At 71.3% G+C, this 18,708-nt stretch carries 21 protein-coding genes; 11 read left to right on the top strand and 10 right to left on the bottom strand.

Annotation, left to right across the window (positions count from 1 at the left end):
• The first annotated feature begins 12 nt into the window (after positions 1 to 12).
• From Q9R13_RS04020 to Q9R13_RS04010, 3 genes are read left to right on the top strand one after another with little or no spacing between them, the layout of a single operon-like run.
• Complete coding sequence (locus Q9R13_RS04020; RefSeq protein WP_310963791.1) at positions 13 to 1,299, top strand: MFS transporter; 1,287 nt, start codon at positions 13 to 15, stop codon at positions 1,297 to 1,299.
• A gap of 5 nt (positions 1,300 to 1,304) precedes the next feature.
• Entirely contained in the window at positions 1,305 to 1,895 is a 591-nt protein-coding gene (locus Q9R13_RS04015) for a DUF5998 family protein (protein ID WP_310963790.1), read from the top strand.
• On the top strand, positions 1,888 to 3,048 hold the full coding sequence (locus tag Q9R13_RS04010; protein WP_310963789.1) for an alkaline phosphatase family protein: 1,161 nt from the start codon (positions 1,888 to 1,890) through the stop codon (positions 3,046 to 3,048). The genes Q9R13_RS04015 and Q9R13_RS04010 overlap by 8 nt, the downstream gene beginning before the upstream one ends.
• Before the next feature lie 6 nt (positions 3,049 to 3,054).
• Here the strand turns inward: Q9R13_RS04010 and Q9R13_RS04005 are convergent, their stop codons facing one another.
• A complete protein-coding gene (locus Q9R13_RS04005; protein WP_310963788.1) occupies positions 3,055 to 3,708 on the bottom strand; it encodes a thymidine kinase in 654 nt (217 codons plus the stop codon).
• A gap of 16 nt (positions 3,709 to 3,724) precedes the next feature.
• Between Q9R13_RS04005 and Q9R13_RS04000 the strand changes: the two genes are divergently transcribed.
• Complete coding sequence (locus Q9R13_RS04000; protein ID WP_310963787.1) at positions 3,725 to 4,591, top strand: sulfurtransferase; 867 nt, start codon at positions 3,725 to 3,727, stop codon at positions 4,589 to 4,591.
• 9 nt (positions 4,592 to 4,600) lie between these two features.
• On the top strand, positions 4,601 to 5,980 hold the full coding sequence (locus tag Q9R13_RS03995) for a glucose-6-phosphate dehydrogenase (protein ID WP_310963786.1): 1,380 nt from the start codon (positions 4,601 to 4,603) through the stop codon (positions 5,978 to 5,980).
• A gap of 28 nt (positions 5,981 to 6,008) precedes the next feature.
• Here Q9R13_RS03995 and Q9R13_RS03990 read toward each other — a convergent pair whose 3' ends face one another.
• From Q9R13_RS03990 to Q9R13_RS03960, 7 genes are all read right to left on the bottom strand, one after another.
• Positions 6,009 to 6,536 carry a DUF952 domain-containing protein gene (locus Q9R13_RS03990; RefSeq protein WP_310963785.1) on the bottom strand — a complete coding sequence of 176 codons (528 nt, stop codon included), beginning with the start codon at positions 6,534 to 6,536 and terminating at the stop codon, positions 6,009 to 6,011.
• A gap of 22 nt (positions 6,537 to 6,558) precedes the next feature.
• Entirely contained in the window at positions 6,559 to 7,059 is a 501-nt protein-coding gene (locus Q9R13_RS03985; protein ID WP_310963784.1) for an SRPBCC domain-containing protein, read from the bottom strand.
• The gene (locus tag Q9R13_RS03980; protein WP_310963783.1) at positions 7,056 to 9,068 is read right to left on the bottom strand and encodes an SDR family oxidoreductase; all 2,013 of its coding nucleotides are present in this window, start codon (positions 9,066 to 9,068) and stop codon (positions 7,056 to 7,058) included. Before Q9R13_RS03980 ends, Q9R13_RS03985 begins: the two co-directional genes overlap by 4 nt.
• 143 nt (positions 9,069 to 9,211) lie before the next feature.
• Positions 9,212 to 10,297: an esterase/lipase family protein gene (locus Q9R13_RS03975; protein WP_310963782.1), complete on the bottom strand. Its 1,086-nt coding sequence runs from the start codon at positions 10,295 to 10,297 to the stop codon at positions 9,212 to 9,214.
• A gap of 39 nt (positions 10,298 to 10,336) precedes the next feature.
• Positions 10,337 to 11,350 carry a septation protein SepH gene (sepH, locus tag Q9R13_RS03970; RefSeq protein WP_310963781.1) on the bottom strand — a complete coding sequence of 338 codons (1,014 nt, stop codon included), beginning with the start codon at positions 11,348 to 11,350 and terminating at the stop codon, positions 10,337 to 10,339.
• A 94-nt stretch (positions 11,351 to 11,444) separates the two neighbouring features.
• On the bottom strand, positions 11,445 to 12,740 hold the full coding sequence (locus tag Q9R13_RS03965; RefSeq protein WP_310963780.1) for a D-arabinono-1,4-lactone oxidase: 1,296 nt from the start codon (positions 12,738 to 12,740) through the stop codon (positions 11,445 to 11,447).
• Positions 12,737 to 13,921 (bottom strand): MFS transporter, encoded by a 1,185-nt coding sequence (locus Q9R13_RS03960; protein ID WP_310963779.1) that lies wholly within the window; start codon positions 13,919 to 13,921, stop codon positions 12,737 to 12,739. Before Q9R13_RS03960 ends, Q9R13_RS03965 begins: the two co-directional genes overlap by 4 nt.
• A 48-nt stretch (positions 13,922 to 13,969) precedes the next feature.
• Here Q9R13_RS03960 and Q9R13_RS03955 point away from each other — a divergent pair, with 48 nt between their 5' ends.
• The 3 genes from Q9R13_RS03955 (at position 13,970) to Q9R13_RS03945 (ending at position 16,361) form a co-directional block, all read left to right on the top strand.
• Positions 13,970 to 15,118: a ferrochelatase gene (locus tag Q9R13_RS03955; protein ID WP_310963778.1), complete on the top strand. Its 1,149-nt coding sequence runs from the start codon at positions 13,970 to 13,972 to the stop codon at positions 15,116 to 15,118.
• Positions 15,115 to 15,900: an inositol monophosphatase family protein gene (locus Q9R13_RS03950; RefSeq protein ID WP_310963777.1), complete on the top strand. Its 786-nt coding sequence runs from the start codon at positions 15,115 to 15,117 to the stop codon at positions 15,898 to 15,900. The genes Q9R13_RS03955 and Q9R13_RS03950 overlap by 4 nt, the downstream gene beginning before the upstream one ends.
• 170 nt (positions 15,901 to 16,070) lie before the next feature.
• Positions 16,071 to 16,361, top strand: coding sequence for a DUF4193 domain-containing protein (locus Q9R13_RS03945; RefSeq protein ID WP_310963776.1), 291 nt, complete (start codon positions 16,071 to 16,073; stop codon positions 16,359 to 16,361).
• 7 nt (positions 16,362 to 16,368) lie between these two features.
• Here the strand turns inward: Q9R13_RS03945 and Q9R13_RS03940 are convergent, their stop codons facing one another.
• The gene (locus tag Q9R13_RS03940) at positions 16,369 to 16,719 is read right to left on the bottom strand and encodes a DUF4235 domain-containing protein (RefSeq protein ID WP_310963775.1); all 351 of its coding nucleotides are present in this window, start codon (positions 16,717 to 16,719) and stop codon (positions 16,369 to 16,371) included.
• 34 nt (positions 16,720 to 16,753) lie between these two features.
• Positions 16,754 to 17,209 carry a DUF3093 domain-containing protein gene (locus Q9R13_RS03935; protein ID WP_310963774.1) on the bottom strand — a complete coding sequence of 152 codons (456 nt, stop codon included), beginning with the start codon at positions 17,207 to 17,209 and terminating at the stop codon, positions 16,754 to 16,756.
• A 53-nt stretch (positions 17,210 to 17,262) separates the two neighbouring features.
• On the opposite strand from Q9R13_RS03935, the gene dut reads away from it, so the two are divergent.
• Genes dut through Q9R13_RS03920 form a run of 3 tightly spaced genes read left to right on the top strand, consistent with a single transcriptional unit; the run spans position 17,263 to position 18,708 of the window.
• The gene (gene dut, locus Q9R13_RS03930; protein WP_310963773.1) at positions 17,263 to 17,706 is read left to right on the top strand and encodes a dUTP diphosphatase; all 444 of its coding nucleotides are present in this window, start codon (positions 17,263 to 17,265) and stop codon (positions 17,704 to 17,706) included.
• Positions 17,703 to 18,341, top strand: a complete 639-nt coding sequence (locus tag Q9R13_RS03925) for a DUF3710 domain-containing protein (RefSeq protein ID WP_310963772.1) — start codon at positions 17,703 to 17,705, stop codon at positions 18,339 to 18,341. The genes dut and Q9R13_RS03925 overlap by 4 nt, the downstream gene beginning before the upstream one ends.
• A gap of 4 nt (positions 18,342 to 18,345) precedes the next feature.
• Positions 18,346 to 18,708, top strand: a complete 363-nt coding sequence (locus Q9R13_RS03920; RefSeq protein WP_310963771.1) for an OB-fold nucleic acid binding domain-containing protein — start codon at positions 18,346 to 18,348, stop codon at positions 18,706 to 18,708.

Genomic DNA, 18,708 nt, shown 5'->3' with positions numbered 1-18,708 from the left:
ACCTGAGCCCTTGTGACGACCGTCGAGCTGACCCGGACGAGGCTGGACGCCCGGGTCCGTCGGATCTTCGTCGGCTTCGGGTTCTCCGCGCTCGGCAGCGGTCTGACGATGCCCTTCCTCTTCGTCTACCTCTCCGAGGTGCGCGGCATCTCGACCGTGACCGTCGGCCTGGTCTTCGCCTACATGGGCGCGCTGGGGTTCGTCGCGGCACCGATCGGCGGCAGTGTGATCGATCGGTTCGGTCCGCGTCCGGTGATGCTGGTCGGGTTGGTCACCGAGTGCCTGTCCACCGCGGCGATCGGCCGGGTCGCGACCGTGCCGCAGGCATTGCTGGTAGCCACGGTGATGACGCTGGGCTCGGTCGGCCTGTGGCCGGCGTCGACTGCGATGCTCACCCGGCTCGTCCCGGTGGAAGAGCGCGAGCGGGTCTACGGCCTGCAGTTCATGCTGCTCAATGCGGGCCTCGGGGTCGGGGGACTGGTCTCGGCCGCGATCGTCGACATCGGCTCGGTGGCCTCGTTCCAGCGGCTCTACCTGATCGACGCAGCCTCCTACGTCGTCTACCTGGTCGTCCTGGCGAGCCTGCCACGCGGGACCGGGCTGGCCAGCCCGCCGCCCATCGCCGGTGACGCGCCCGTGGGGCCCGCCGCGGTCCAGCCCGGGTGGGGCACCGTGCTGCGCGACCGCACGTTGCTGCGGGTCGTCGGGCTCTCGATCCTGGCCGTGACCTTCGGGTACAGCCAGTTCGAGACCGGGTTCGCTGCCTACACCGTCGACGTGGCCGGCGTCGCTCCGCGCTTCCTCGGTCTCGCGTACGGCGCCAACACCGCGACGATCGTGATCGGGCAGCTGCTCACCCTGCGCCTGGTCAAGGGTCGTCGGCGGTCGGCGATGCTGGCCACCTGTGCCGCCATCTGGGCGGTCTCATGGGCGGTGATCGCCTCGTCGGACGCGACCTCCGGGGCGGTGTCGGTCGTGCTGGTGGTCATCGGCCTCGGAGTGTTCGGGGTCGGCGAGACGATCTGGGCCCCGATGGCGCCGGCGATCGTCAACGACCTCGCGCCGGAGGAGATGCGCGGTCGCTACAACGCGCTGCAGGGGATGACCTGGACGGTGGCTTCGATCGTCGGGCCGGCCTTCGCCGGCCTGATGATCGGCGGTGGGCTGGCCCACGAGTGGATCGCGACCCTCGTCGTCGGCATGATGGTGGCCGCGGTGCTGTTCGCCCGGCTGCGACACCACGTCACCGACCGCCAGGACGGACTGGCGGTGCCCGACGGAGCCGGCGTGACAGACTGAACGACATGCGCATCGGCACCTCCGGCGACCGGGCGGCGGACCTGACCGCCGCGATCGAACGCACCGGCTACTACCCGGCCGTCGTGGCGGCCGGCGTCCGTGCAGCGGTGGCCGGTGAGGAGGTCGTGGACTACCTGGTGCACCACGAGCCGACCATCGACCGTGACGAGGTCCGCCGGCACATGACCGTCGTGGTGCTCACGCCGAGCCGGTTGATCCTCGCGCACACTGACGAGCACGACGCCGACGATCTGCTCCCGCAGCCCTACACGTCGACCTCCACGGAGGCGATCGCGCTGAGCTCGGTGAAGTCGGTGGTGGTCAACCGGATGGTGGGCGATCCGGCGTCGTACGAAGGCGGCGGCGTACCCGACCCGGCCGAGGCGGTCGTCACGATCGGCTGGGGCGGGGTCAACCGGATCGACCTGGAGCCCGCCGGGTGTGCCGACCCCGAGTGCGAGGCCGACCACGGCTACACCGGCGTCCTGGCCAGTGACGACTTCTCGCTGCGAGTCAGTGCCGCCGCGGACGGCCAGGATGCGGTGGACGCGTTGCTCGGCTTCGCCGAGAGCCTCTCCGCCCGCACCCATGGCTGAGCCGGGTCCCGAGCCGATCGATGGGTTCGTTGCGCCCGACTACGGCGAGATGGTGCCCGGACGCACCCTCGGCGACGTGCTGCCCGCGGTGGCCACCGCACTGGGCGTCGACGTCGGCTTCCACCAGACCGCGCTGCGGCTCCCCGAGGCCCCGGCGTACGTCGTCTTCCTCGTCGACGGCCTCGGCCACGAGCTGGTCCGCCGACACCGAGCCGATGCTCCGTTCCTGACCTCCCTCCTCGACGGCAACGACCAGGCACCGGTCACGTGCGGGGTCCCGTCGACGACGGCCACCTCCTTGACCTCGCTGGGCACCGCACTGACGCCGGGCGCGCACGGGCTGGTGGGCTTCACCTCGCGGGTGCCCGGCACCGACCGGTTGCTGAACGCGCTTGCCTGGGACAAACAGGTCGACCCGCTCGAGTGGCAGCCGCACCCGACCGCCTTCGCCAGGCTGGCCGGGGCCGGCGTACACGTCTCGGTGCTCAGCAAGCGGGAGTTCCGCGACTCCGGCCTCACCCGGGCCAGCCAGCGCGGCGCCGAGTACGTCGGCGTGGACCGGGTGGGCGAGCGGCTCGCCGGAGTCGTTTCCGCTGCCACCGAGCGACCCTCGCTCAGCTACGTCTACGACGGCGACCTCGACTGGACCGGTCACCGCTACGGCGTCGACTCGCCCCAGTGGCGGGCCCAGCTCTCGGCGGTCGACGACGCGCTGGAGCAGCTCCGGGAGGCGCTCGACCCGGCCGCCCGACTGGTCGTGGTCGCTGACCACGGGATGGTCGACTCCCCTCCCGAGGCACGCACTGACGTCGACGAGCACCTCGAGCTCCGGGCGGGGGTGCGCCTGCTCGGCGGGGAGGCCCGCTTCCGGCACCTCTACTGCGCCGCAGGGGCGGTCGACGACGTGGTCGCCACCTGGCGCGGCTTCCTCGGTGACCGCGCGGTCGTGCTCACTCGGGACGAGGCGATCGACCGCGGCTGGTTCGGTCACGTCGAGGCACAGGTGCGGCCGCGGCTGGGGGACGTGACCGTCGCGATGCGTGGACGGCACGGCGTGGTCAGCACGACGGACTTCCCCTACGAGGCCCGGCTGGTCGGGCTGCACGGTTCACTCACGCCGGACGAGATGTACATCCCCATCCTGGTCAGCTGACTCCGCTCAGCTGAACGGCAGTGGCTCGCTCACCATCGAGATGGCGCGGGCGCGCTCGGCGGTCATCCGGCGCCGGTGGTGCTGGCGGCAGAGCACCTCGTAGCCGACCACCGGCGAGGGAGCGCCCGTCTCCTCGACGTCACCGACCACGATCACCTCGCCCTCGGTGACCATCTGGCCGTTCTCGGTGCGCGCGTTGTGGGTGGCGCGCTTGCCGCACCAGCACAGCGCCTCGACCTGCAGCACGTTCATGCGGTCGGCCAGTTCGACCAGCCGCTGCGACCCCGCGAACAGCTCGCTGCGGAAGTCGGTGAGGATGCCGAAGGCGAACACGTCGATCTGCAACTCGTCGACGACCTTGGCGAGCTGCTCGACCTGCGCGCGGGTGTAGAACTGGGCCTCGTCGCAGATCAGGTAGTCGATGCGGGCGCCGTGGGTGAGCGAGTCGACCACGTAGCGCCAGAAGTCGAATCCCTCGTCCACCTCGATGGCGACGTGCTGCAGGCCCAGCCGCGAGGACAAGGTGGCCTCGCCAGCCCGGTCCCGGGTGGTGAAGATCCGGCCGCTGCGCCCGCGGGCAGCATGGTTGTGGTTGGTCTGCAGGGCCAGCGTGCTCTTCCCCGAATCCATCGTCCCGGTGAAGAATTGGAGTTCAGCCATCGGGGAGGATCATGCCATGACCATCAGCGGAAGCGGCCCGCTGATCACGGTCGTCGAGCTGCGTGGTCGGCTCGAGGAGGTCACGGTGCTCGACATCCGCTACCGGATGGGCGGTCCCGGCGGCCTCGAGGTCTTCACGCAGGGACACGTCCCCGGTGCGACGTACGTCGACCTGGACCTCGACCTCGCCGGTCCACCAGCGGCCGAGGGCGCCGGTGGCGGCCGGCACCCGTTGCCCGAGCCGTTCCGGTTCGTCAACGCGATGCGCGCCGCCGGCGTGAGCAACGCCCGGCCGGTCGTGGTGTACGACGACTGGCAGGGCCGCGCCGCGGGGCGGGCGTGGTGGCTGCTGCGGCACTACGGTCACCCCGATGTGCGGGTGCTCGACGGCGGCTGGACGGCCTGGCAGCAGGACGGGGGACCGGTCGAGACGGAGACCCGGGTGGCCGAGGAGGGCGACTTCGCGGGTGCGCCCGGTCACCTCCCGACCCTGGACGCGGGCGCCGTTGCGGACTTCTCCGGGACGGTGGTGGACGCTCGTGACCCGGCCCGCTACCGCGGTGACACCGAGCCGGTCGACCCGGTCGCCGGGCACATCCCCGGTGCCGTCAACGTGCCCACCGGCGCCAACCTCCGCGACGACGGCACCTTCCGACCCGCCGAGGAGCTGCGCGGGCTCTATGCCGAGGCGGTCGCGCGGGCGGGGCAGGACCCGGGCGGCCGCGTCGCGACGTACTGCGGCTCCGGCGTCACGGCCACCCACGACCTCCTCGCCCTGGCTGCCGCAGGCATCGAGGGCGTGCTGTATCCGGGCAGCTGGAGCGACTGGGTGAGCGACCCCGACCGTCCGGTGGCCACGGGGGAGCCCGGACCGGAGCGCTAACGTGGCGCCATGACGGACTCCCGCGATGCAATCGACACGCTGTTGATCCTCGGGGCGAGCGGAGACCTCACCAAGCGGTTGCTGCTCCCCGGACTCGCCACGCTGCTGGCCAGCAAGCGGGGTCGCCCGCTGCAGCTGATCGGCGCCGGCATGGAGGAGCTGAGCCAAGCCCAGTGGCACGAGCGGGTGAAGAGCTCCTTCAAGGAGTCGGGCGCGAAGGGCCGGCTGCTATCGGGCACCGAGTCGAAGAGCAGGTACTTCCAGGCCGACGTCACCAATCCGGTGGAGCTGGCCGACGTGCTCAAGGCCTGCAAGGGCACCCCGGCGATCTACTTCGCGCTGCCGCCCGCGGTGACCGCCAAGGTGTGCGCGGCCCTGTCGAAGGTGGACTATCCCAAGGGCACCAACCTGGTGCTCGAGAAGCCCTTCGGTGTCGACGAGGCCGGTGCACGCAAGCTCAACGAGTTGCTGCTCACGCTCGTCCCAGAGGCGCAGATCCATCGCGTCGACCACTTCCTGGGCCACTCCGACGTCCTCAACATCCTCGGCACCCGGTTCGCCAACCGCATCTTCGAGCCGGTGTGGAACAGCCAGCACGTCGAGAAGATCGAGATCGTCTTCGACGAGGACCTCACGCTGGAGAATCGTGCCGGGTACTACGACCATGCCGGCGCCCTGGTCGACATGGTGCAGAGCCACCTGCTCCAGGTGCTCGGCCTGCTGATGATGGAGCCGCCAGCCAGCCTGGACGAGGCCGACCTGCGTGACGGCAAGGCGAGCGTCATCCGGGCAACGCACGTGTATGGCGACGACCCGGTCGCGTCGTCGAGGCGGGCCCGCTACACCGCGGGCACGATCGGTCGGCGCAAGGTCCCGGCGTACACCCGCGAGCCCGGGGTCGACCCGAAGCGGCGGACCGAGACCTTGGCCGAGCTCGTCGTCGAGGTGCGCAACTGGCGCTGGGCCGGGGTTCCGGTGACGCTGCGGTCGGGGAAGTCCCTGGGCAAGGCGCGCAAGGAGATCGTGGTGACCTTCAAGCCGCCCACGCACCTGCCGACCGGCTTCCGCGGCTCCGACCTGCCCACCCGGCTGCACATCGGGATGACCCCGACCCGCCTGGTGCTGGGAATGGACGTCAACGGCCCCGGCGACCCGTTCGACCTCGACTGGGTGGAACTGGCGGCCGACCTCGGGCCCGGCGACATGGAGTCCTACGGGCAGGTCCTGGCCGGCGTGCTGGACGCCGACCCGACCCTGTCCGTGCGCGGCGACACCGCGGAGCAGTGCTGGCGGATCCTCGAGCCGGTGCAGCGTGCTTGGCGCGAGGACAAGGTGCCGATGGACACCTACCCCGCAGGCAGCGACGGGCCGAAGGGCTGGCCGCGGTAGCGGCGTTGCCGACCAGCGCTGTCCGGTGTCAGCCTCGCCCCGATAGCCGGATCACCGCATAGCCGAGACCGCCTCCGACGGCCGCGCCCAGCACAGCTCCCAGGACGGCTGTGCCCGGGCCGTGACCGGAGCCGAGACCCGCGCCGACGGCGGCTCCGACGAGGACCAGCAGCAACGCCAGCATCCGCAGGACCATGGCACGGAAGAACAACGCCCCGAGCGTTGTCGGGCGGCCCTTCCCATCGAGCGGGGTCACCTGGACCACGGCCCGGGTCGGGAGGGGGCCGTGGATGTGCGGGAAGGTCTCGCCGGGCCGGTCCGGCGCCGGATCCTCCGACCACGGCACGTCCAGTCGCTCGGTCTCGATGGCGAGCAGCACCAGTTCCTGCCCGTGGCCGCGATAGAAGCGAGCGAAGACCCCCGCCACCTGCTCGGCCCGCGCCGCATGGATGAAGCCGACCTCGGAGAGGCTGAGCCCGTTCGTCGAGACGTCGTAGTGGCCCGCAGCCCTGGCCGCGGCCCAGTCGTCGACCTGTGCGATGTGGAAGATCCTCACGCGGACAGTCTGACCTCTCCGGTCAGCACGCCCGTTCGCCTGCCATCGACTCCGCCCGGACCTTCAGTGCTTCCGCGTGCCGGCGGAAGCCCTCGGCGACCCGGCCGGGTCCGGCGAGCCGGACCAGCGGGCCGGAGAACTCCTCGACGGTGTGGTAGGTGGTGGGCCCGTCCGCGTGTTGGGTCAGTCGCTGCCAGCGGGTTCCCCGGACCAGCCTCAGCCGGGCGGGCAGCCCCTCGTAGACGTAGGCCAATGCGGCAATGCGGGCTGCGGTGGCGCTCGCATCCGTGGGTGGCTCGACGGCGCTGATCCGCTCCGGTGAGACCGTGCCCCGCCCGTTCGCCCAGCGCACGTGCAGCCGGATCGGCTGTCCGACGCGCGGCGGCGTACGGGTATCGGCCCGGACCACGAACGGGTTCCACTCCGCGTAGCGGTCGGTGTCGAGCATCACCGACCAGACCAGGTCGATCGGTGCGTTGATCTCGACCGATGCCCACGGCTGCGGCCGCGGGCGGCCGATCACCAGTGCACGCCCTTGAGCAGCCGGGCCAGCATCACCTGCTCGCTCTCCTTGCGGCTGCTGCTTTCGGCATCGCCCCGGGCGGCCGCCGAGTCGGGGAAGACCTGGTAGGCGAGGTGCAGGACCCGGAAGGCGACCTTGGGTGCGAGCGTGTGCGCAAGGGCTCCGAGGTTGCCGGTGAGCGTGTTGATCTCGTGCGGCCGGTCGACCAGCGCGGTGATCACCTTGCGGGCCGCCTGTCCAGGACTGATGGTCGGGAAGCGGTCGTAGAGCTTGGTGGGGGCGATCATCGGGGTGCGAACCAACGGCATGTGGATGCTGGTGAACGAGATGCCGTCGCCGACCACCTCGGAGCTGACCACGTTGCTCCAGGCGTCGAGGGCGGCCTTCGAGGCGACGTACGCCGAGAAGCGCGGGGGGTTGGTCAGCACACCGATCGAGGAGATGTTCACGATGTGGCCGGACTTCTGCGCGCGCATCGTGGGCAGCAGGCCCATCACCAGCCGGATCGCGCCGAAGTAGTTGAGCTGCATGGTCCGCTCGAAGTCGTGGAAGCGGTCCTCGCTGAGCTTCAGCGAGCGCCGGATCGAGCGTCCGGCGTTGTTGACGACGAAGTCGATGTGCTCGAAGTCCTCCGAAAGGGTCTTGGTGAGCTGGTCGATCGCATCGAGGTCGGACAGGTCGCAGGGATAGGCGTGTGCGGTGCCGCCCTGGGTCTCGATCAACGCCTTGGTCGCCTCGAGCTTGTCCTTGCCCCGTGCGATCAGGATCGGCTCGCCTCCGGCCTTGGCCACCTGGACGGCGGTGACCAGTCCGATGCCGGAGGAGGCGCCGGTGATGACCACCGTCTTCCCCTTCAGTGCCGCGACGGCAGCCTTGTCGTCCTTGATGGAGTCGTCGAGGAACTCCTCCCAGTAGGACCACAGCGTGCCGGCGTACGACTCGAGGGCGGGTACGGCGATGCCGCTGCCGGCCAGCGCCTTCTCGGTGTGCCGGGTGGCGTAGACGCTCGGGAAGGAGACGTGCTCGAGCACCTCGGCCGGGATGCCGAGCCGCCCCAGGGTCTGGTTCAGCGCAAGGTGGGCAACCGGGGTACGCAGCGCGGCGCCGATCAGGGCACCGGGCCGCAGCGACTCGGGCAGCAGCGCGGTGGGGAGCCGTGACGTCACCGAGCGGTCCACCGGCACAGCGAACTGTGGCGCCCCCGCAGCCGCCGCGAACAGGTTCATCACCTCGACGGTGCTCTGCGGCTCGGGGTCGACCAGGTGGAAGGCCTCGCCGTCGTGGCCGGGCACGTGGGCGAGGTGGTCCATCGCCTTGGCGACGTAGTCGACCGGCACCATGTTGGTGTCGCCGAGGTCCACGCCCACCAGGGGCAGCCAGCCCGGCAGCAGGTCACGCATCCGCTTGAACAGCGGGAAGAAGTAGTACGGGCCGTCGATCTTGTCCATCGCCCCGGTCTCGGAGTGGCCGACCACGATCGCCGGCCGGTAGACCCGCCACGGCACCGGGGACTCGTCGCGGACGATCTTCTCCGACTCGAACTTGGTTCGGTGGTAGGGGGACGGCAGCCGCTGGCCCTCGTCGAACATCGACTCGTCGAACACGCCGCGGTGGTCACCGGACGCCGCGACCGAGGAGACCTGGTGGAAGCAACCCGCCTGCAGCTCCCCGGCCAGCGCGAGCGCGGCGCGGGTGCCGCCGACGTTGAGGCGCTCGTTCATCTCCGCGGAAGCGGTCATGTCGTAGATCGCGGCCAGGTGGAAGAAGTGGCTGATGGTCCCCGCCTTGGCCGCAATCCAATCGGGGTCCACGCCAAGGTGGTCGCTGGACAGGTCGCCGACCACCGGGATCACCCGCGCGTCGTTGCCCCATTGCTGGGCCATCGCGGCGAGCCGTGGTAGCGAGCTCTCCCGGCAGAGCACGTAGATCTCGCCATCACGGTTGTCCACGAGCTCCTTGACGAGGTGCCTGCCGATGAATCCGGTCGCTCCGGTGACGAAGTAGGCCATGGTCGATCAACCACTCTCGGGAGGTCGGGGTGTGGGGAGGGAGTCCAGACAGCCATTCAACTCGGTCGGACCGGGTTCGGCTATCCGCGCCGGAAATATTACTGAGCGGTAACCACGTCTGTCGAGCGGCTGTGACCTCCGGCTCAGCAGCCGTGCCGGAAGACGTAGCAGCGCAGCCTCGGCTCGGCGCGCACCTCGGGCGCGCCGACCAGATCGAGCGGTGTGCTCACCGTGAGCAGCCCCGGCACGGCGGCCAGGCTCTGCAGGTAGGTCTGTGCGTTCGTCGGGTCGACCCCAGGCTGGTAGAGGCGGGCGCACACCGTGCGGGGCACCCGCGCCGGCTTCGCCGGCCCGCGGTGGGTGAGCGCGTCCATGACGAGTGCGTAGGTCACCGGGTCGACGGTCCCGACCGTGAGGTGCTCGTAGACGTCGGTCGGGCACACCTGCTGCGTGGCGACGTTGGTGATCCTGCCCCGCCCCGTGTGCAGCGACGACGACGAGTTCGCCGGGCTGCTGTTGGGCCGGACCACCTCGTCGGTGTGGGTGTAGATCTCGGTGTAGGAGATGCCACGGAACGTCTCGGCGCGGCTGTTCAGCGCCTGGATGAAGTGGGCTCCGGCTCTCTGCTGCCAGTCGGCCGGCGGGCAGGCCGGTTGGACGGGCTCGCCGCACAGCAGCGCGGTGGTGCCGTGGTTGGATCCCGCCATCCCGATCACGTCGGTGACCATGCGCCTGGTGTCGGGCCAGAACCGCAACGCCCAGCGCATCGACATGCCGCCCTGGCTGTGCCCCAGCACCGCGATCCGTCGGGCGGTGTGGTGGTGCATCCAGCGGATCGCGAAGACCAGGAACTCGCCGGAGCGCTGGATGTCCTCGAGGGTGTGTTGCGGCATCGTGACCGCGCACCAGTAGCGGTGCTGGGCGGTGAACGCGCGCTCGTAGTTCCAGGAGTAGTTCTGCTTCGGCGTCACCCCGGTGGCGGGGTTGAGGAGGACGGGCTCGGGCCCGTGGTGCGGCCGCCCGTGGCAGCTCAGCGCCCGGACGAGGGCCCGGTGCGGGACGTGCAGCTCCGGGCCGGGCCGATCCAGCGGTGCGTACGGCGAGCGGGCGAGCGCCAGCTGCGCACCCGGCGTCGGTGACGCAGTGGCCGTGGCCCCGGGCGCGAGGGCGAGAACGCCGGCGAGCAGTGCGGTGAGGAGGGGGACGAGGGTCCGGTCGCGACGGGTCACGAGAGCATTCAACGGCGCTGCGCCGCTGGGGTCACTCGACTACTCGCTGTTGCCGCCGCCGAACATGATCTCGTCCCAGCTGGGCACCGACGAGCGGCCCTTGCGCTTGGAGGGGGGCGGCGTCGGCACCTCGACGGTGTCCTCGGCGCCCTCGGCGGTGGCCTGCGCATCGGCGGAGACGCCTGCCTCGTCGACCGGCTCGTCGACAGGGGCGGCGCCGTCGACGGGCTCGTCATCGGAGCCGGCGGCCGGGTCGGCACGCTCGGCGATCCAGTCGGCGTCCGCATGGTCGGCGATGAGATCGGCGTCGGGATCGGTGTCGCGGTCGCGGACCAGCTCGATCGCGTCGTCGCCGAGGGGGAGCTCGTCCTGGGCGGGTACGGCGCTCAGCCTGCGTCCGCGGGCCCTGCCGGCGGCCATTCCCGATCCGGCGGCTGTGTCTGCGGTGGACTCGTGGGCCAGCTCGCCGGTCAGCACCCGGGCGTCGTCGTTCTCCGCCGTGACGTAGCGCCCCGGCACGTCGTAGGTGAACTCGGCCCGCCGAGGCTCACCGGTGGCGACGAAGTCGGCGACCAGCGTCCAGCGACCGTCGTCGCGACGCCAGGCGTCCCAGCTCACGTCGTCCTCGCGCAGTCCCACCTGGCGAAGGTGGGCGAGCGCCGCCTCGTCGAGGGTGCGGGCCCCTGCAGGCGCCTCGCTGACGCGTCGCCGGATCGAGGACGACTGGGCGCTCTGCGCGATGTGGGCGCGCTCGGCGAGCACGGGACCGGCGTACACCATGATCCGATCGACCGAGGTCTGGGCCGCGGCGGCGACCTCCTCGGCGGACTCACCGGCCCGGATGCGAGCCTGGATGTCCCGGGGACGCAGGGTGCTCTCCATCGTCATCTCCAACTGACCCAGCCGGCCAACTTGTCCTTGCAGTGCAGCGTCGCCTTGCAGTGCGGCTCGCAACCGCTGGTCGACGGTGACCGAGAACTGCACGCCCTTGGCGCTGACCAGGATCAGCCGCTTGCCGTCCTTGCTCAGCCCGACCGGCGTGAGCTCCGTCATCCGTTGCCGACTCCTTCGACCCGCGAGCTTCCACTCTGTGGTGAGCCTACGCGAAACCTCGGGCCGTGTGCGGGAGCCCCGCGGGGCGGTTCGGTCAGTCCCCGAGGACCCGGCGCAGGTAGGCGTTGGCGAACACCCGGTCCGGGTCGAGTCGGTCCCGCACGGCCTGGAACTCCGCCCAGCGGGGGTACGCCGGCTCCAGGTCGGTGGCCGTGCGGGTGTGCAGCTTGCCCCAGTGCGGGCGCCCGTCGTAGCCGCGGAGCACGTCCTCGACGCCGGAGAAGTAGGCGGCGTGGTCGGTCTGTCGGTTGACGTGGAAGGCGAGATACATCGAGTCGCGGCCCGAGGCGGTGGACAGCGCCACGTCGTCGGCGGGACAGACTCGCACCTCCACCGGGAAGCTGATGTGCCACCCCGACCTGTCGATGAGACGGCGCACGTCGCGGAGGGCCTGCGGACCGACCTCGCGGGGCACGGCGTACTCCATCTCGCGGAAGCGCACCCGCCGGGGAGAGGTGAACACCCGGTGCGGGACGTCGGAGTACCGGCGCGCGGACAGTGCACGGCCCGAGAGCTCGTTGAGCCGGGGGATCAGCGCGGGGCGGAGGTTGCCCAGCCGGTTGACCAGCCCGAAGACGGTGTTCGAGAGCAACTCGTCGTCGACGTAGCGACGCACCCGGCCCAGCGGAGCGGTCGGGTCGAGGACCCGGTTGTCCTCCTTGACCAGGCACCGGTCGGTGTGGGGGAACCAGTAGAACTCGAAGTGGTGGTTGTCGGCCTCGAGCCGGTCCAGCGTCCCGAGCACCTGGTCCCACGTGCGCGGTGACTCCTGCGCCTCCAGGGTGAAGACCGGCTCGACCTCGAAGGTGAGCGAGGTGAGCACCCCGAGGGCGCCGAGCCCCAGCCGGGCCACGGCGAACACGTCGGGGTTCTCCGTCGCGGAGGCCCGGACCACCGAGCCGTCGCCGGCCACCAGCTCCAGCGCCGCGACCTGGGCGGAGAGCGAGGCCTTGACTCCGCCGGTTCCGTGGGTCCCGGTCGACGTTGCTCCGGCGATCGTCTGGTCGGCGATGTCTCCCATGTTGTGCAGGGTGAGCCCCAGGCGCTCCAGCGTCGCGTTGAGCTCGTGGAGAGTCGTGCCGGCCAGCGCGGTCACCGTCATCGCATCGCGGTCGACCGCCGTCACGCCGCGCAGCCGGTCCGGTCGGAGGAGCAGGCCGTCGGTCACCGCGATGTCCGTGAACGAGTGGCCGGTGCCGGGCATCTTCACGGTGAGCCGTTGGTGGCGGGCCGCGACGACGGCGTCCACGACCTCCGCAGCCGTCGCCGGGGCGAGCTCCTGAGCGGGGTGCGCGATGGCCAGGCCGGACCAGTTCTGCCAGCTGCTCATGCTGGAGAGGATAGGGCGGGCGGTCGGGTCGCCCAGGTGCCGGCCACCGCCACCAGACCGGCCGCGACGCACACCCAGAACGCGTCCGAGCCGCCGGCGTCGTCGGCCACCACCCCGGCCAGCCAGGCACCGGGGGCGATGCCTGCGGCGAGCCCGGTCTGCACCCAGGCCATCGCCTCGGTGAGCCGGCTCCGGGGCGTCACCACCTCGACGAGCGAGATCATCGCGATCAGTGTCGGAGCGATCGCGAAGCCGGCGAGGAACATCAACGTGCCGAGCAGCCACAGCGACCCGACGAACGGCAGGACCAGGAACCCGAGGGTCAGGACGGTCATGCCCATCCGCATCCGGCTCGCCAGGGGCAGTACCGAGCGCCGCGCCCCGGTGAGGAGCCCGGCGATCATGCTGGCCAGGGACAGCGCCGCGAGCAGCAGGCCCGACACCGCGCGGTGCCCCTCGTCGGCCGCGAACGCGACCGTGGCGACCTCCATCGCTCCGAACAGGGCGCCCAGGGCGGCCGCAGCCAGGGTCAGCGGCGTCATGACTGCCCACGGGATCGAGCCGCGGGTCCTCTGCTCGTCCCTGCGACTCGTCGGCGGCTCGGTACGTCGCTGTACGGCGAGCGCCAGCGGCCCCGCCGTACCCACCACGAGGGCCACCAGCAGACCGGTCTGAGGTGCGTAGACCGTCGAGAGCAGGGTCACCAGGGTGGGGCCGGCGACGTAGACGACCTCGTCACCCACCGACTCCAGCGCGAACGCGGTGTGCCGGTCGACCTCGTCATCCATCAGATGTGCCCAGCGGGCGCGCACCAGCGAGCCCACTGGCGGGATGGTCGCCCCGCACAGCGCCGCCCATGCCTGCGGCCACGGGGTCGCGGCATGCTCGGTGACGGCGCGCACCAACATGCCCGTCGAGGCGCCGAAGAAGACCGCATCGACCGCCAGCACCGGCCGCTGGCCGAAACGGTCCGCGAGGCGCCCCTGGACCACGGCGAGGACCGCGTTGCCCACGATGTACGCCGCAGAGACCTGGCCGGCCAGGCCATAGGACCCGTAGCCCGCGCTGACCACCACCACGATCCCCAGGGTCATCATCGAGATCGGCAGCCTGGCCAGGATCCCGGTGCCCGACATCAGCGTCGTACGGGCGGTGAGCACCCGGCGGTAGGAGTTGAGCACCGGCACACCCTAGGTCCGCCGCGGGTGCCGGCTCCCTAGGATGGCGACGTGGCTGCCGGCTCGCTCCCCGTTCCCTCCGTCCCAGAGGCGTCGCCGGGGGCGTCCCCGGGCTCGGCGCCCTCCGTGGCTCCGTACGACGCCGTGCTCCTGGTCTCCTTCGGGGGGCCCGAGGGGCCGGACGACGTGGTCCCGTTCCTGCGCAACGTGACCCGCGGCCGCGACATCCCCGAGGAACGGCTGATCGAGGTCGGCCGGCACTACCTCGGCTTCGGAGGGCGGAGCCCGATCAACGACCAGAACCGGGCACTGCTCGCGGCCGTCGAGGAGGACCTCGCGTCGCACGACGTTCGCATCCCGGTCTACTGGGGGAACCGGAACTGGCATCCGCTGCTCGCCGAGACCCTTGCGCAGATGCGGGACGATGGCGTCACCCGCGCGGCCTGCTTCGTCACGTCGGCCTACTCGTCCTACTCGGGCTGCCGGCAGTACCGCGAGGACCTCGCCGGTGCCGAGGCGGCCGTCGAGGGTGCACCCCGCCTGGACCGGCTGCGCGGCTACTTCAACCACCCCGGGTTCGTCGAGCCGATGGTCGACAATACGCTGGCAGCCCTCGCCGAGCTGGCCGACGAGGACCGCCACCAGGCGCACCTCGTCTTCGTCACCCACTCCGTGCCGACCATGATGGCCGAGTCGAGCGGGCCGATCGGCGATGCCTACGTGAACCAGCACCGCAGCGTCGTCGACGAGGTGGTGGAGCAGGTCCGCGACCACACCGGGCACCGCTACCCGCACGAGCTGGTCTATTGCTCGCGCTCCGGGTCCCCGCGGGTCCCGTGGCTCGAGCCGGACGTCAACGACCATCTGCGGGCACTCGCGGACAAGGGCGTGCGTGCCGTCGCCGTGGTGCCGATCGGGTTCGTCTCCGACCACATGGAGGTCGTCTACGACCTCGACACCGAGGCAGCGGCGACGGCTGCCGAGCTGGGCCTCGGCTTCGTCCGTGCCGCCACCTGCGGGGTGGATCCGCGATTCGTGGGGGTGCTGCGTGAGCTGCTGCTCGAGCGCGCCGCCACCGAGCGCGGCGAGCAGCTGGCCAGGGCGGCGGTGGGGAGCCTGCCGGCTCCGTGGGACTTGTGCGAGCGCACCTGCTGCCCGAACCCGAGGGCCGAGCTGCCGAGCATCGGCCAGCTGGCGTGACTCCCTCCGCGACGGAGCTCCTCGACCTCGCGGTGGCGGTGGCCCGCGAGGGCGCGGCCAACGCCGCCGGGATGCGCCGCGCCGGCGTCGAGGTCGCCGGCACCAAGTCGAGCGAGATCGACATCGTCACCGCGGCCGACCGGGCCACCGAGGACCTGGTGCGGCGGAGGCTGCGCGAGCTGCGTCCCGACGACGGCGTGCTTGGCGAGGAGGGCGCCGAGCGGCCGGGCAGCACCGGTGTGCGCTGGATCGTGGACCCGATCGACGGCACCGTGAACTATCTCTACGGCTGGGGATGGTACGCCGTCTCGATCGCCGCAGAGGTCGACGGCGAGATCGTCGCGGGCGCGGTGCGCAACCCCGCCAACGGCGATGAGTTCACCGCCCACCGGGGCGGGGGAGCTCGGCGCAACGGCGAGCCCGTACGGGTGCGCGGGCCGGTCCCGCTGTCGCAGTCGCTGATCGGGACCGGGTTCAACTACGAGCAGTCCGTGCGGGCCGCGCAGGCCGGCGCGGTCGCGCGGATGCTCCCGCGGATACGCGACATCCGCCGCCAAGGCTCCTGTGCGCTTGACCTCTGCATGGTGGCGTGCGGACTGCTCGACGGCTACGTCGAGGAGGGGCCCGAAGTGTGGGACGACGCGGCCGGCGGGCTGGTCGCGGTCGAGGCAGGAGCGCGGGTCGAGGTGGCTACCGGCGCCAGTGGGAAGCGCCTCGTGGTCTGTGCGCCGGAGCACTCCTGGGAACGCTTCCACGGGCTGGTGCGGGACTGCGGGTTCTGACCGCGGACCACCGTCCGGATGCCGTCTCGGCGGGCGGGAACATCCCGGGCACTCCCGGCGTTGAGCGACACAACCGCGGGCAGGAACGGAATGGGCGTGCGGATTTTGGAAACGTGGTGCACAATCTGCGCGGCACCGCACATGGGGGCACCGCTTCGGGAGAGGACACGATGGCAACCGATTACGACGCACCGCGCAAGACCGAGGAAGAGCAGAGCGAGGACAGCCTCGAAGAGCTCAAGGCGCGTCGGCACGACAAGAACTCCGGCAAGGTCGACGAGGACGAGGCCGAGGCCGCAGAGTCCTTCGAGCTGCCGGGTGCAGACCTCTCACACGAGGAGCTCGCCGTCGAGGTGAAGCCGCGTCAGGAGGACGAGTTCACCTGCATGAGCTGCTTCCTGGTGCACCACCGCAGCCAGCTCGCCGACGAGAAGAAGATGATCTGCCGCGACTGCGCCTGACCGCTGGTCAGGCCTCGGCCTGGCCGGCGGCCTCCGCGATCGGCTTGTCCGCCGCGAGTTGCGGCGGCAGGTGACCCGTCGACTTCACGTAGTAGTTCGCGGCCCGACGGCTCGCCAGCATTCGCGCGAGCGCCACGAACGTGCCGCTGGCGGCTGCCCAGGCGACCGCCTCGGCCATCGCCACGTCCGGGTCGGCCGGATTCGCCGGCGGCTCCTTGCCGGTGGCGGCCTTCCACGACGTGTTGAGCACCTTCTTGGCGGCGGTGGCGCCGCCGAGGGTGGCCGCCAACGAGAACACCGCCCACGCCTTGGAGTTCTGTGGCTTCTGCGGCTTCGGGTCCTTCGACTTCTTGGCCATGTCGCTCACTCTAGTGGGGCCGAGGGGGGACCGGTCACCGTGACTTGGTGATCGCGTCCACGAGGAGCTGGGGCCGCCGTGTGGACAGCAGCCAGTACGGCGTTGGATCGGCGGGATCGATGACGGGCACCCGCACCGACCGCTTGAGATAGGGACGCAGCAGCAGGAAGGCGCGGGCGTCGGCCTCGACGCCGGCCACTCGGCGGGTGCCGTCTCGGTCGAGGGGCTCCGGGTCGCCGAGCAGGCCCAGCGGGATGTGGGCGGCACCGGCGCACAGCTCGCCGTCCCGGACCTCGATCGCGGCCGAGCCGACGAGCAGGAACATGCCATAGGTGATCGCCACCAGCACGGCCGTCGCGGACCATGCGATCCAGGCAGGTGTGGCGACGATGAAGGCCAGCCAGAGAGTGGCCAGGAACATGGTGGCCTGCACCCACCAGCGCAGCGGGACACGCAGCCGCTCGGCGTACGTCACTCCCGCTTCCGACATGGTGCAAAGCCTCCCATCCCGACACCATCCTCGCGCAGATAGGGTCCCTCCTCGTGGTGGATATCCAGATCAAGCGGTTGGACCGTGAGCTGCCGCTTCCGGCGTACGCGCACCCCGGCGACGCCGGCGCGGACCTGTGCTCGGCAGTCGACGTCACCCTGGCGCCGGGGGAGCGCCGACTGGTGCCGACCGGGATCGCGCTGGCGCTCCCCGACGGGTACGTCGCCCTGGTGCACCCGCGATCCGGGCTCGCCCATCGGCACGGGATCTCGATCGTGAACGCCCCGGGCACGATCGACGCCGGCTACCGCGGCGAGATCCGGGTCTGCCTGGTGAACCTCGACCCGACCACGCCGGTGACACTTGCCCGCGGCGACCGGATCGCGCAGCTGGTCGTCCAGCGGTTCGAGACAGCGAGCTTCGTCGAGGTGGACGCGCTGCCCGAGAGTGTGCGAGGTACCGGAGGGTACGGTTCCACGGGAGGATTCACACGATGAGATTCGGACGCAAGAAGGACGACCAGGCCGGTCCGGTCGACGAGTTCGACGACGCCGCCGAGGGCGACGACGCGACCGAGCAGGCCCTGCCTGCCGGACCGCGCGACGTCTCCGAGGTCGACCCCGTCGAGGGTGAGTACCTCGACCTCGGCAGCCTGCTGTTGCGTCCGCACGTCGAGAGCGAGTTGCGGCTCCAGGTCGACGAGGCGTCCGGCGAGGTGCTGGCCGCGATGCTGGTCGGCGAGGACGGCATGCTCGAGGTGCGCGCCTTCGCCGCCGCGCGTGGCGAGGACCTCTGGTCCGACGCTCGCAAGGAGATCGCCGCCGACGCCGCGCAGCGTGGTGGGACCGCGACCGAGCAGGATGGCCCCTTCGGCCCCGAGCTCTACTGCCAGCTGCCGGTCCAGCTCGACGACGGGACCGCCGGCCTCCAGCCGTCGCGGGTGATCGGCTGGAACGGGCCCCGCTGGTTCGTGCGCGCGGTCCTGATGGGCCGACCCGCGATGGAGCCCGCCCAGGCCGCCGACTGGGAGGACACGATCCGCCGGATGGTCGTGCGACGCGGCACCGAGCCGCTGCCGCCCGGCCAGGCGCTGGCCCTGCGGCTGCCCCCCGACGCCCAGCAGGTGGACTGAGCCGATGGCCGAGAAGAGCCGGCTGCGGCAGTCGATCAGCCGCTGGGCCAGTCCGGGACACGAGGAGGCCCGCGAGCTGCGTCGAGACGCCGAGAAGTCCGGCCTGGTCACGCTCAAGGACGCGCCCAACCGCGAGCTCGTCACCGTGCAGGGGACGCTGCGCACGGTGACCTTGCGGCCCCGCGGCGGGGTGCCGGCCCTCGAGGCCGAGCTGTACGACGGCACCGACACCATCACCGTGCTCTGGCTCGGCCGGCGCCGCATCGCCGGCGTCTTCCCCGGCCGCGCCGTGCAGGTCACCGGCCGGATCGGCGAGCACGACAGTGCCCGGATCATGTACAACCCGCGCTACGACCTGAAGTACTGA

This window comes from Nocardioides marmorisolisilvae, from assembly GCF_031656915.1.
Taxonomy (GTDB): Bacteria; Actinomycetota; Actinomycetes; order Propionibacteriales; family Nocardioidaceae; genus Marmoricola; species Marmoricola terrisoli.
This window is presented reverse-complemented; position numbering and strand designations above follow the sequence as displayed.